The sequence below is a fragment of the Legionella nigrisilvae genome (assembly GCF_977063395.2).
The window spans coordinates 188,834-203,425 of the sequence record NZ_CDRUGZ020000042.1 but is presented as its reverse complement, the minus strand read 5'-3'; the positions used below and the strand labels follow the sequence as shown (position 1 = coordinate 203,425).

Sequence of the window (14,592 nt, the reverse complement as noted above, 5' to 3'; positions counted from 1 at the left end):
GCTATGAGTGTATTATTATTTCCAGGACAAGGATCTCAACACAAAGGGATGGGAAAGGAGTTATTTACATTATTTCCCGAGATGGTGGAGCAAGCAAATCAAATCCTCGGTTATGACATTAAGCAAGCTGTATTCAGCGAAGTAATAAATCAAACACGATACACTCAACCACTCATTTACTGTATTTCGGTTATGGCTTGGCTTGAGAGAAAAGCTGATTTAAAAGTGGATATGGTGTTGGGACATAGTTTAGGGGAATATGCAGCACTGTATGCCTCTGAAGTTTTCGATTTTGCGACGGGATTAAACATCGTTAAACGCCGCGCAGAATTGATGAGTGAGGCTAAAGAAGGGGCCATGGCGGCAATTGTAGGAATAAGTCCGACACAAATCCAGGAGATTATCGAAAAAAAACAACTGTCGGTTGTAATTGCTAATTATAATTCCCCAATGCAAACCGTAATTGCAGGAACCAAGCAATCAATTGATGCCAGTTCCAAATTATTCGTTGAAGGACGCTTTATTCCCTTAAAGGTAAGCGGTGCATTCCATTCACCCTTGATGCATGAGGCTGCTGAAACCTTTTATTCTTATCTCAAGGAATTCAAATTGAATCCACCGCGATATCCCATCATCTTCAATGCAACCGCACGGGCACATGTTGATTGTCCAATAGAGATGGCGAAACTACTTAGCCAGCAGTTAGTGAGTCCTGTATTTTGGCATCAAAGCATAGAATATTGTTTAGCTTTGGGATATTTGGATTTTGTTGAGCTGGGACCAGGTCAGATCTTAACTTCCTTGGTGGATGCGATTCTTCACGATCCAGTAATAACAAGTGCCGTCAACTGACTCCAGGGGCTCAGTAATCTGATGTTGTTTGCGATACTCATCCACCGCTCTTTGGCATTCAGTAAAGCCACCATAATCATCAATAATGCAAATACCATTTTGCGCGAGCTTGGGATATAAGGTGTTAAGCACATCCAACGTGGATTGATAAAAATCAGCGTCAATCCGCAAAAGAGCAATCTGTTCAATTTGCTCTTGCATTTGCGGCAAGGTGTCTTTAAACCAGCCTGGCATTAATTTGATGGTGTCATCATACAAATCATATCGTTTGAACGCCTCTAAAAGATCCTGATGAGAAGTTGAAATTAATGATTCTTTTTTAATATAGGTCAATGAATTGGCGAGAGCAAAAATCTTACTTAAAGTAGTTTTATCATATTGTTCATTAGGAAAGGCTTCCATCACATAGTTCGCCAAACGTTGTTGAGATTTTTTGGGCAAAAGCCTTCTGATTTTTAATAAACTTTTAAGACGAATTAATTTAGAATAAGAAGTCACCAAGGAGCTTGATTCAGGGAATAAATCAGCACCCCAAACATTCCTTTTGGGTACGTCCTGATCACCATAAACATTCAGACAAGCTTTTAAATACAATAAAGCACCGCCTCGCCAGCATCCTGCTTCAACAACATCCCCCACTACACGGTTACTCGTTATATGTTTGATTGATTGTTCTATATTATCTAAGCGCTTAGGACCGATAAGTGTTCTTACTTGTCCGTTCGTCATAAATGACCTAAAGGCTTTGGTGGAAGCAATGTTAAATTGCCAGTGGTCTGGTTGAGAAGTGTCTAATGAACCAGTAAGTGATTTTTTAATTACAGTGAGATACTTTTCTGCGATTTTATGTAGTGAATTCATTGTATATTATAAGTAGCAAACAGATTAAATGGATTAAGAATGAAACGACTCATTGAATATTCCGCCCAGTTTTCCGGGAATTATTATACAGATTAACTTATTGTTTTGTATCAATTAATATGAGGTTTGATTGAAAAAAATTAGATACCGCGCATAAAGCGCGGTATCTGGAAATCCAGTCTTGGCCTAAAATTGATACGCAGTACTTTGTTCGTATGGGGTATTGATGTCTACACCGTAGGTAGCCTGGCCAAATTTTCTTAATGTTTCCCATGAGTTGGGAAATTTATAAGGATCAAAATAGTGAAAGAAACGATATACCGCTGAACCATAGCCGATAACATCTCCCTTGGTGTTGGTTGTTACATTGAAATGAAGTTGTAATGGTTTTTTTAAGCCTTCTACTTTCGCTAAAAAGTCTTCTAATGATGTGGTTTCTTTGACGTGCTCCACAAGCGTATTTTTTAGTTCTTGCCACTCCTTTTGATTTTGTTGGGCTCGGGCATTGATTAATTGAACTTCAAATTGTTTCGGATCGAGATCATCTATAACGGGGACGGGGACGGATTTTACCCGGGATTTAGCCTCCTCAACTGAGTGTTGCTTTTTTAACGCTGCGGTTTCCATTTTCCCACAATTAGGTAGACCCGCGTATGGCAAAGGTTTTTCTCCGGATAAAACGCGTTCCAGATTTCTAAAATTGTGGAATTTTTTGTGCAGTCTTGTTTGTTCTTCTTTGGATTTATAGTCTATATGCTTTAAAAATTCATTCTCATCGCGATAGGTCTTAATCAGAAAACCATCAGAGTTCCAATAATCTCTACTGACGATTTTATCGGCGATTTTCTTAGCATATTCAGACGCGGTAAGTTCAAGATGGGTTTGGACTTCTTTAGTCCTAGAATATGAGGTCTCATCCTTTACCTCTTCAGTTAAAACAAATGTGGCTTTCGCATGAGGATCTACTCCATGTGCGATTAAAGCTTGAATTATTGCAAGATGTTTATCGATCGATTGCATCGAATCATCAGTCCGAGTCATCTTATCCAGGTAGAAATGCAACAAAGTCATATTTTTTGCCGATACTTTTATCTTACTACTATAAGCATTACTGCTGAACGGATCAGTATAAAAAGTACGCTCAATGGTTTTATCAAACTCCGCTCCTTTCTCTTTGAGAGTCGATAGGAGTTTTAGAATATCGAGTTGTCTTAATTTGTTATCTTCTTCAAATAACTGAAAAATTAAATAGAAGGGAGAATGTTTCGCACGATGGTTTAATGTCGCTGTACCTGCTTTCTCCAATAAGAAATAAAATAGATTTTTAAACCCCAAATTCATCGCAGCCATCAAGGGGACGTGTCCATTATTCGGGTTCGTTACATCAAGGGTAGCCCCGTGATCAAGCAGTGTTTTTACGATTTCGAATATGGCTGCTTCTCGTGCATTATGACGATATAACACTGGAGCTGATATCACTTGCATGATTGCAGGTAAATTAAGCGCATCAGAAGTTTGAGGATTGGCTCCTTGTTGCATTAAATAGTTTAGTATCTGTAATGAATTTTCTCGGCCATCAAGAACAGCCATAATTGCTGGATTAAGAACACTCATTCGGCTGATGTCACCTGCTTTTTGAATGCTACCTGCAGCAAGGATTATATTTCGAACTAAATCTATGCGACCAGCGGCAATTGCAACATGAAGAGGAAGCTCATTTAAATACTGCTTTTTAGGAATTAATTTTGCGGTTTTAAATTCTTCAAACAACTTTGGATGTTGAATGAGCTTTTCCCAAGTGAATATGGGACTCTCTTTATCGGTCATAACCCATTTAAATATTGATACTTTATCCTTAGAAGAAAATGGAGAAAAATAATCATTTGCGAGAAGATCCAGTACAGAAGGCAGGTCCGGTTTGGGTTTGAAAAAAGGGCTGGCTCCAAGCTTTACTAACAATTGGAACACTTCAACAGAACCTGAATTTATTGCTGCTTCCAGAGGTGTGTATCCTAAATAAGAAGACTCATCAAATAAATCGAGTGTTTTGGATTCTTTAAGAATTTTCTGTGCTTGATCTTCAATGGCTTTTAATTGCTTCTTTAGTTTTTTCTCGGTTCTAGCATTTTTACTTATTGTTTTTAACAATTCTCTTAAGGACTTGCCCATGAATTTTCCTAACCCTTCAAGTTTATAAAAATTTAAAATTAAAAATCATTTTTTAATCTTCATGCGCAGTTTATCACCGAGAATAGGGTTCCTCAACCGACCATTGAATTGCAAATAAGTCAACAGTTTTTGGGTATCTTCATTGAATGATTAGTAGGAATTTTAGAGCAGGGCTAATACCTAAGTCGCTTTACTTTTAAAGGGGTTCCCGTCTTACATCGCTATATTTTTAGCAGTTTCTGAAAAATCGGGGACCACGATGCTCTCATCGCTGCAGACCGCTTCCATTTTGGCTTGAAGTTCCTTCTTCCAGTCAGTTGGATTATCACCTTGGATGCCAAAAACTTTTCTTAAACCTTCATCCTTAGAGATTTCATTAATTAAATTTATAGCGGATGTTGTTGATGTAGAATAGGATTGCATAATATTGGTTCTTGTTTTACATACAGTCTTAAGTAGGAGGTTAATGGCCTCTTCTAGTTTTTGTTCGTCTCCTTTCATGTAATAAACACTTATTTTTATTAAATTTTGTTTAATATAATTCTCTTTTTTATCTTTAAACTTTCCTTCTTCCTTATTCACCAACTCCTTTTGAAGATGAATAGGATTAAGTTCAGGATTTTTTTGCAACATCATGCGAATTTCGTCTTCCGATAAATTTGCGTAGGGATTTTCTGGAGATTTACTCACTAATACTCTTTGTTCAACCGGGGACAAACTAGCGACCGGGGCATGGACAAATTGCTCTTTTTGTTTGGCATACGCTTCCATCATTTTTTGCCAGCCTTCCTGATATCTTGAGGCAAATTGTGGATCTAAGTTCATTTGTTGTTGATAAAATTGATGAAAATTAGGTGGATTAGCAACAGTGTCTTTACTCGGAGGTGATACCTGATAACCAGGGATCAGATCCAATGCGTATTGAGCTGGTCCAAGCACCTCATGCAAGCTATGAAGCCCTCCGCTTACCATATACGCAGATACCGCGGATAAATAGTGTTGCTTTGCTTCAACACTTGTAAAATTCCCATAGTTTTCCATGATCCCCATAAATAAACTGGTCATCCCGGATGGCCCTGCGGCATAGATTGCATCATTTTCAATTAAGTCGCGAGTAAAGGGTGCATCTAGATTTGGTTCTTGATACTTTGAATCAGGAGTCCAGCTAGAGCGGTCTACATCCAGTCCCTCTTGATTTTGCCCTACACGCATAAGCCCCATTTGGCTTGAGAACGTATTAGGTAGACCTCCTTCGCGCCCTCTTGTTGGATCCGCTCTAAATAATTCGGAACCATATATCTGGATATCAGAAATAAATTTTAATTTCATGCCATCGAATTCTTGAAAAAATGCTTGGGGATTATCTCGATATTCTCCATTGTTGTATTCTTTGACTAATTCAAGCATTTTCCCTGTCGGCGCATTCCTATTAGGAGGTAGTATCGACTCGGGTAGTTTTCTCATCCACTTTTGCGCAAAGAGAAATTGGATAAACATGATTTGATTAAAATCATTAGGGTCATTTCTTTGTAAAATTTGTTTCACTTGATCTAGATTAATTTGTACTGGCTGGGAGCCAAACCCAGTCTGCTCTTTTCCGCTTGTCAAATTTTCTGCAAATTCATCCAAAATATCCCCGTAGCCCTGGTGTTCTATTTGTTCAAAAACATTTAATAAGGCTTGGGATACATGGTTAACGGATTCCATCATTTTATCCGTCGGATTCTTGAGTAATGCGATTTGCATTTCTGATTCAAAACGCCTTGCTAATGGATTTTCATATTTTTCTTGTAGTGTTTGTTGATAGGCACTATGTTCAATAGTTGAAGCAATGTCACGAAGCAATGTTTGGTGTTCCTCATTTGTAATTTTTTCTGCAAGAGTAGTTAGAAGAGTAGCAGCTTTCTTTGGATCCTGTTCATGATTTTCAATTAGGATTTTCATCTCTTCTATAGTGTTCATTTCTTTCATTGCGTCACGGGCATTACTATCGTTTTTTTCAAGCTCCATCAAGTTGTACAAAGCAAAAAAATAGGCTTCAGATTTTGATTTGAAGGGCGATTTTTCTACTTTGATATCATGTGCAATAGCTTGTAATCTTTCTTTTGCCTGCTGTACACTGAAACGTTGATCGGCATCAGGATGAGTTAAACCGAGAACCAGCGCTTTAAATTTTTGACCTTTGGGGGATTGAAATACGTCCTCATCACACTTCAGAAAATCTGGATGATCTTTAGCTTCTTTAGGAACATGGTTAATCTCTCTTCCTGTTAAATAACAATACAAGCTAAGACCCATAAGATAGGAATGTTCTTTCTCTGCAGAAAAGGATAATGCTCCAGCATGATCCGCCTGTTCAAATTGTAAGGAACGAAATCCCAATGTATATTGTAAATAACCTTCTCGTTGTATTTTAACCGGATCGACAAGTCCATTTTCGGTATTTATGAACGATTTTGTATCCGCGATAAGCACCTGATCAAATTCGGTCACTAAAAAATTTGTGGGCTTCGCATCCGGAAAAAAAGCATTATTTGCTTGAAAATTTAAAAAAGTATCAGCCATTTGGCCATAAATATTGACTGCATTCAAAATTTGGATTTCTTTTAGCTGAGCAAGTATTTTTTGTTTTTCATCCACTAAAACTTCAGCTTCAACTGAAACTTCATCTGCATCTGTGAGTTTAAATTCATCGTATAATTTTTGTAATTCTATCTGGTCTGTCTCTTCAATGGTGCCTGCAATATCTTTTTCAATGAGTGCAATTTTTGCTTGGATTTTCATGCCATGAGATAATACATCCCCTTTAGCGCAAAACTGCGTCAGCTCAAGACTATACATGTAATCACTAAAATACTGCTGTATGGCTTGTTGACCCGCATATACTTCTGCAATATTGTCCCTAACAGAGGTTTCTTTAAGACGTTCATATGCTTTTCGGTAATTTCCTTTATGGGGGGTAATTTTTAATACTTGTCTCAAGCCGGTTTCATTGTCTGTAAGCAAATAATTTTTAGAATTTTCACCACCTAAAAATTTTATTTCATATTTTTCTATTCCTGGGATTATTGGGTCAAATTCTTGATGAAATGTTTCAGCATCAAACTCACCGGGGTTAATAAGCATCGTGGTAATTTTTTTTACGTGCTCAAAGCTTAAATTGTCAATGGTTTGAGCCAAATCGATATCTTCAGGGGGGTAAACTTTAGAACGTAATTGAGGATTATTTTTTACTATGTTAAACAAGCGGTTATTTATTCTACCTATAAGATCATTTAATTTTTCTCTATCTGAGGTAGAAATGGTTTCCGATGCAATTAAATCACGAAGAGATCGTTTTAATCTAGAAAGTTGGTAATAATTTTCTTCGGTATTTTCAGAAACGATTCTAGGATCGAGTTCTTTCAATAAACGAGTTGCTTTTCCTATTGCTGGTGATGTTTGTGTACCGAAAATTTGTGAAAAGAAATCTGGCTTGTTTTCTTTTTCAAATAATCCAGCTGAAGGGATACTATCAGTCTTTTTACACGTTTCAATGTCCCATTGATTAATTTGTTTCGCACTGAACCCAGGACACCCTAAAGTATTCAACTCATTGCGAATTTCTCTGGATAAATCTTGATAAAATTTAGTGTAAGGAAAGTTTGTAGCGATTATTACAACGGCTATGGTACCCCCAATATTCGCATCAATTTTCAGTAATTGTTGGCGCACCTGTAATAACGCTTCCGCTTTTTGGGCATGTGCAGCTAAGTTATAAACATCAATTAAACGATTTAATTTTTCTATATCCCGATTAATATCGTCTATATAAGTATCCTCATCATCTTCTTTTTTAAATAACTTGGCTTTATTTATCATAGGGCACCACGCAGTGTAAATTAGGTGAGTGTACTCACAACAGGCCGATCCCATTTGCTATTAATATAGCTTTGTAGGGATTGATCCATTTTATCCGTTAGCTCGAGCTGGGCTCCCGCTTCGAGAAGAGTATTAACTAATGTCTCAACTTTATGGAAGTTGGGCTCCTCTTTGTCTACTTCGCGGAATTCATGTAATAAATTCATTAGAGCGGTTCGTCCCGATTTATCTTGTTGATTCACATTGATCCCTTCAACATTAGTAAGCAGCCAGTTGACCAATTCAGCGTTGAGTGACATCAATGCATAATGAAGAACATCCTTTCCATATTGATCCTGCAATGTCACATTTGCACCTTTTTGAATGAGTAGCTTAACCTGTTCCGTATGTCCTTGTTCGGCTGCTAACATTAATGGGGTTTTTAAATTAAGGTCTTGAGCGTCGAGATAAGGATTCCTCGCAAATTGCCCTAGCATGGATCCTTTGCTGTACATCGCGGCATAATGAATCGGCAATCGACCATTTTTATCAGGTATAGCTAATAAAGCTTCATCTTTGATTAGAACGTCTACACATTCGCTTTGGTTATTTAAAATTGCAGAATGAAGTGGAGTATGAGTAGCTGAATTCTTCATCTTAAGAAGGCTTGGATAATCAAGGAAATCTTTAAGAATGTCAGTAAATCCATTTTCAGCCGCAATATGTGCTAAGGTATTATCACTGTCATCAGTTGCATTGATACTTCTTGGATTATCAACCCATAGGTCATAAAAAATGGTTTGCTTTCTTTTTAAGAGACACGGTTTATCTTTAGCTAAAATAGACGGTGGCATGGTCAGGGCTAAATGAGCTGGGGTTTGATGAAGTCGAGTCGGTAAATTAGATTTGGCGCCGTGCTCAAGTAATACTGTTGTGGTAAGTGGGTAGCCATAAAGTGCAGCAAGATGCAAGGGAGATAATTGGCCATTTGTGACAACATTAACTGCACTTCTATCTTGTTCTAATATCTTATTCAAGTAGAGATCATATCCCTTCTTACTGGCGTATTGTATCGCATTCATACCACCTAAATGATCAAATTTTTCAGAACACTTGACGACGGGAATGTCAACAACTGTATCAAGAAAATGAGAAATCTCTTGTTTTAAGAGCGTTAGTTTCTTATCCGCCGTAGTCGAATTTTCATAAAGAGGTTGTTTACTAACATTCTGTAAATACCATAGCTCAACTTTGCTTACGTCGCGCGGAGCAAGCTTTTGAGGATTTAAGGATAAAGATTTAAGTAGCTCTTCCCATTTTGACACGTTATTCTCCAAATAAATTTAAATGAATTAGTATTTATATCATTATAAAAATATTGAGGTTAATTTATAATCAAAAACTTTTTTATAAGTATAATACAATCTAAGCACATTGTTTGTTTATTAAGCAGCAGCCTATCTTGGATAGAGAAGAAATTCTCTTGTTCTTTAAGCAGGGCCTTTGTTTAGGAACAACAAAAGAATATAGAATTTAATTGTTCTAAAAATGTAGCAGCCTCTTTGGGCTCCGGGTAATTTTGAATGGGTATTAGCTCAGGATATTGTTCAACCATCCAACTCATTGTACTTTCCCAAGCACGATTAATATTTCTTGATATTACTTGATCGTTCCTAAATAATTTAAAGAAATCGCTATAGTTTCCTGCATGAGGTCCATCCGTTTTGTAGTTAGGTAATAAGCCTAAGCGCTCATGAATCACAGTGAGGGTTTCATGAATACTATGGAGCCCTCCACCTACCATAAACACGATAATTGCTAAAATATAATGGTAGTGCTCTTCCAGGGTTTGAAATTGCCCCATGAATAACATACTGGCACTTAACAAAGAGGTCATTCCAGATGGGCCTGCAACATAAGGGATGCCACGATGAATAAGAGACTGAGTGTACTTTGAATCCAAATCTGCTTCCTGACAAATGCAATCAGGATTCCATGTCGTTTCAAATGAGGGGAATTGTTTACGATCCTCTTGATTGATACAGATACCTAGCTTTTTGGAACTACAATATTTAAATTCGCCTCTACCCCTATCATGATATAAGGGAAATGAAGAATAATTCCAGAAAAAAGTACCAATATCCGTCTTATTTTCTAAAATAAATTGTCTCAGACTCCCTTCATATCTAAAGCCTTTGATATGCATTTGAGATTGTAGAGGGAGCTCAAAATGAAAATAAACATCTCGCATAAACATAAAATGAATTAACATGATTCTTGCGAAATTTCTTCGTTCTTTAAGCGTTTCTATAATCTCCTTAATATCTGGAGTCATTGAATAGCGTCCAAAAGCCAAAGCGAGCTTTGGCTTTTGTGGTTCACCAGGATCAGGACCTAAATTTTCCAGAAAAACGTCGAAGATTTTTTGATCATAGTTTGATTCTATAAATTGAATGATGTTGTTACTTACTTTATTCATACAATCCCAGGTTGTTTTGCTGAGATTTTGCAACATGACTGTTGCGATATTGGATTCAAAAATACGAGCTATTCGGCATTCAAGATCTTCAGTATGGATCTTCGGCTTTTTAAAGTAATTTAGAAAATCAGAATTATTCGTTGTTTCAATCACATGGGTAATAAAATATTTAAGAGGTTCTGAAATGTTTGGATGTTGGCTTAAATGGTGTTTTAAAGTGAATGCCAGGGTCACAAAAGATTGCTCATGATCAAGAAAAGAATTTTTTAGATCAGAAATTATTGACCGAATAAATTGGTTATCCTGGGCCACTGCTGCCTTATGCAAAGAGAGCTTTGTGATGATCAAAGCAAGTACGTTAAGTTTTTCTTTGCCAGGCAATTGGCGCACTTCCTGAAAAAAATCTCGCATAAGTTTTCAAAATAGCAGTCAGATTTCCAAATGGTACCACAATTCACTTCGATTATAGATTCATAAATCAACACAAGGCATCAAACTCAACTATACTAACTGCAGAGATGTACTATTAACGACCATCATTGGTAATATATAACTGTGGAGTGTCAAATGTTAGTAAAAAATATTCAAAAGATTTTAATGATTTTCATTATGAGCAGTTTTGTATCGAGCTCTTTTGCTGCTTGGGGATATCATAAAAGCTCTACGAAGTGCTATAACGGTACATGTTATCATAAAAGCGTTAATAAAGGTTGTGCTAACGGTAAATGCGGTAAAGTACGGGCGGGGACTATCTGGCACAGATAATAGAGAAATTCTTATTCTTCGTTTGGAAAAAAGTCAATTTGGCGCACCAAATGATGATTTGATTTGTTTACACAACTCTTTATAGTACTAACTCTGCTACTACGGCACAAAACAAGACCACAATCCAGGCTTGAACACGCCAAAATTGCAGCAAGAGAAATGCAGTCATGGCTAACAAATAATCATTTAATGAGAAAATTGCACTGGTCCAGACGGGTTGGTAAAAAGCAGTGAATAAAAGACCCACTACGGCGGCATTAATTCCTAATATTGCTCGTTGCATGGATGGATGTTGACGCAAATTATCCCATAAAGGCAATGCTCCGATTATCAATAAAAACGAAGGCAAGAAAATAGCAATTAAAGCAACCAAGGCTCCAACCCATCCATTCGGGGTATTGGTTGATACAGCACCAAGGAAGGCTGCGAATGAAAAAAGGGGGCCAGGTAAGGCTTGTGCTGCACCATAACCAGCAAGAAAAATAGAATTATCAACCCATCCAGTAGGGACAACTTTCGCTTGTAGTAAAGGCAAAACTACATGCCCTCCACCAAAAACCAAAGAACCTGCCTGATAAAAGGCATTAAATAGTTGCAAAGGGTAATTTGCGAGGTAAGAAGATAACCAGGGTAATAAAGTGAGTACAATAAAAAAAACAAGCAATACAATGATTCCAGTGCGTTTACTGAGATTAACTGTTAATTCACTAGGAGGGAGTGATTTTTTGGGAGAAAGAAAAAATAAGCCAAAAAAGCCACCAATTAGGATCATGAGTATTTGTCCGCTGGCATGTGGAATCATGCTTGAGCCGATGCAGGTCAATACTGCAAGACTTGCTCTGGTTTTATCAGGGCATAAAGCAAGGCTCATTCCCCAAAGTGCTTGGGCAACAACCGCCACCGCCACAACTTTTAGGCCATGTAGCCATGAAGGGTTATCATGAATGCCTATCTGGATCAGAGCAAAACCGAACATTACCATCAATAAAGCCGAGGGTAGAGTAAATCCAAGCCAAGCCGCAGCTGCACCCCGAATACCGCCTTTGGATAGTCCAAGAGCAATACCCACTTGGCTACTCGCAGGTCCAGGCAAAAATTGACATAATGCGACTAAATCGGCATATGCATGGTCGCTTAACCATTTTAACCGACCCACAAATTCATCGCGGAAATAACCCAGATGAGCTATTGGGCCACCGAAGCTAATGCATCCTAGCTTCAGAAAAATTAGGAATATTTCTAATATTGGGAGGTGTTCTTTTTTATACTTTTGGTTAATCAAAGACCTCTCCATAAGTATATAGTTTTTGTGAATTTCAGAGAGAAGCCTAACATTAAATGATGAGGCTCCACAACAAACAGGATCTCCTAAATGTATAGTGGCCTACTTTAAATAGATAGGCATGAATTATGTATGGAAAAAGAAAACTTAGCTTGCATTAAAAATTTTTATAGCTAGGGCGTTGCTAGGATACTGTGTTCTTTTGCGCATATCTTCCAAACTGGTGAAGAAATTAAATGTCCAATTGCAATCTTGATAAGCACCTGTATGTCGTCCAGATGTTGTCCCTGCGTCTCGCTCAAGAAATCCTTTTTCAGAATCTGAATCTGCAATATTTACCAAGGCATGAATGGGATTAGATGCATCCCTCTTAACCAGGCAGATACCCTGATTTAAGCCAATATCTTTAAAAGAACAATCAACAATTTTATATTTTTTTACACTTCTTAACGCACGAACAAGTAATTGAATATCTGCTACTTGTGTACTCGCCTTAATTGTAAAAACAGATGTTTTTTTAGTATATGAAATCCTGACATTGTTCTTATTCAGGGTATTATCATATTTGTGAAGGAGACTCAAAATCGCTTTTTTTTCATCTCGAGCATTCATTTTTTTTGTACCACAGGATAATGGAATTAGATACATCACATTCTGTTTGGATTTAGGTTCAGATTCTGATTTAAAATTCGCAACTTTATCCTGCATAGCGATTACATGCTCTGTTGATGCCAAGCAAGAAACCGGCAAAGTAGGGGATTTAGATGTTCTTGAAATAATATAGTGAGTTTTATCGATCTTTTGTTTTTTTACCATAGAAGTATTCACTGCCACGCTACTCCCTTGAAACATATAGGATGAATAACCGGATTCCCGGGAAGTATGTGGAGGGGGGGTGGAGTGCCGCTCCATAAATTGGTCAATTTTTCTTTGTTCTTCTTCATCTTCTATGCAAACAAGGCTCGTGCCCACTTCTTTATAATAATGCTGTTCCTGTTCACTTGGGGGGAATTTTCTTTTCATGGTTATCTTGGTAAAAAAAAATCAAAACGATTAATTATAACCCAATATTATATGGAAATTAAGTTAAGAACAATAAAAAGAGCATTTTTTAAACACTTTATCGGTCTTTATAGGCTCAATTTGTTCTATAATGAATCCCAGGAGGTGATTGCTATGATTTTGAATATTACTGCAACGCAATTTCCTGATATGACGCTTAATGATATTGAATACAGTCGAAATATCTATAAAAGCATTGATTTCAACTTCGGTAAAGATGCCAGCATTGCATTAAATGAAGCCAATCTGGAGAGATTTACAAGTCGATTTAAGGCGATTCATAGTACTCATGCTAAACCGCTTGATGGAATCATTACTCTAGGAAGAATGAAAAATGTTTCTCCAGATACCATAAAATTGCTCTTAACTATGGATGATTTTTCAGACATGCTGGATTATCGAAGTTTTTTAAAGCTAGTAGTAAGCTCTGATGAAATAGCGCAATTTGTACTCGATAATCCTAAACTTAAAGCAAAACTCGATAGTATTGAACCTTCGATAGACACCCAAAAATTTAAAAACTCGTGTACAGCAAGGGCGATAATGAAAATACTTTTGGAGCGAGGGAAGATTGAACCAAGTGATTACACACCAAGCAAAGAATTGGAAATATATAAAGAAATTTGGCTAGAACCGGGAAAAGTCGCCTCACCCGAAAAGATCGTGGATTACTTCCGCAAACATAACCTGGATGCAATTGGAGTTGAAATTCGAGAGCTATCTAAAGCTTCACTCAATAAATACTCAAAAAACACACTTATAACCTCACTCTATTCATTGTTTAAGACCGATGTTTCCACAAGAAAAAAAGTAACTCTTGTAGGAATGAGCGAAGCTGATTTTCCTGACGGAATGACCGCGCTAATTGTCATCAATACTGGAGTACTCCATACCTTATTAGGTAAGAAATGCGATGGGCAGTTTGAAGTGGTCGATCCTCAATTTGGCGACAAAAAAATATATAAGGGATTTATGGATTTTCTTGAAAAAGAGAGAAGAAGTCTCGGTGTTTTTTTTGAAATTTCTTCGGAGCCTGGGGAAACTTTTAGGCCTTAAGGTTCCCGCAATATAAAACCCTGGTTTCGCTGGAAAAATCAGAGCTGTCTTCCTTAAAAATCGTTCTTTGTATAACTCTCTTAATAATACGATTGCGAGCTACTTCAGGGTCATGCTCCCACAGCCACTTTTCTTTCAAAAGAAAAAGGCTGGTACTTCATAGGTGCATACTACATTCAGCAACAAGGTCAAGATGGAATTCGATTATCCAGGTTGTGGTCAATTC

Annotated in this window: 9 protein-coding genes; 2 read left to right on the top strand and 7 right to left on the bottom strand. The window is 37.3% G+C overall.

Annotation, left to right across the window (positions count from 1 at the left end; genetic code table 11):
* Window positions 1–3 precede the first annotated feature (3 nt).
* Window positions 4–852, top strand: a complete 849-nt coding sequence (fabD, locus tag ACWTE2_RS29370) for an ACP S-malonyltransferase (RefSeq protein ID WP_454785529.1) — start codon at window positions 4–6, stop codon at window positions 850–852.
* Here fabD and ACWTE2_RS29365 read toward each other — a convergent pair.
* From ACWTE2_RS29365 to ACWTE2_RS29335, 7 genes are all read right to left on the bottom strand, one after another.
* The gene (locus tag ACWTE2_RS29365) at window positions 793–1,713 is read right to left on the bottom strand and encodes a TylF/MycF/NovP-related O-methyltransferase (RefSeq protein WP_454785528.1); all 921 of its coding nucleotides are present in this window, start codon (window positions 1,711–1,713) and stop codon (window positions 793–795) included. The two genes, fabD and ACWTE2_RS29365, sit on opposite strands and share 60 nt — an antisense overlap.
* A gap of 186 nt (window positions 1,714–1,899) precedes the next feature.
* Window positions 1,900–3,882, bottom strand: coding sequence for an ankyrin repeat domain-containing protein (locus ACWTE2_RS29360; protein WP_454785527.1), 1,983 nt, complete (start codon window positions 3,880–3,882; stop codon window positions 1,900–1,902).
* 213 nt (window positions 3,883–4,095) lie between these two features.
* On the bottom strand, window positions 4,096–7,743 hold the full coding sequence (locus tag ACWTE2_RS29355) for a hypothetical protein (RefSeq protein WP_454785526.1): 3,648 nt from the start codon (window positions 7,741–7,743) through the stop codon (window positions 4,096–4,098).
* 20 nt (window positions 7,744–7,763) lie between these two features.
* Complete coding sequence (locus ACWTE2_RS29350) at window positions 7,764–9,047, bottom strand: ankyrin repeat domain-containing protein (protein WP_454785525.1); 1,284 nt, start codon at window positions 9,045–9,047, stop codon at window positions 7,764–7,766.
* A 182-nt stretch (window positions 9,048–9,229) separates the two neighbouring features.
* Complete coding sequence (locus ACWTE2_RS29345; RefSeq protein ID WP_454785524.1) at window positions 9,230–10,612, bottom strand: hypothetical protein; 1,383 nt, start codon at window positions 10,610–10,612, stop codon at window positions 9,230–9,232.
* Between the two features lie 433 nt (window positions 10,613–11,045).
* Window positions 11,046–12,248, bottom strand: coding sequence for a chromate efflux transporter (gene chrA / locus ACWTE2_RS29340; protein WP_454785523.1), 1,203 nt, complete (start codon window positions 12,246–12,248; stop codon window positions 11,046–11,048).
* A 147-nt stretch (window positions 12,249–12,395) separates the two neighbouring features.
* Window positions 12,396–13,271 (bottom strand): hypothetical protein, encoded by an 876-nt coding sequence (locus ACWTE2_RS29335; protein WP_454785522.1) that lies wholly within the window; start codon window positions 13,269–13,271, stop codon window positions 12,396–12,398.
* 153 nt (window positions 13,272–13,424) lie between these two features.
* Between ACWTE2_RS29335 and ACWTE2_RS29330 the strand changes: the two genes are divergently transcribed.
* Complete coding sequence (locus ACWTE2_RS29330) at window positions 13,425–14,366, top strand: dehydrogenase (RefSeq protein ID WP_454785521.1); 942 nt, start codon at window positions 13,425–13,427, stop codon at window positions 14,364–14,366.
* The last annotated feature ends 226 nt before the right edge of the window (window positions 14,367–14,592 follow it).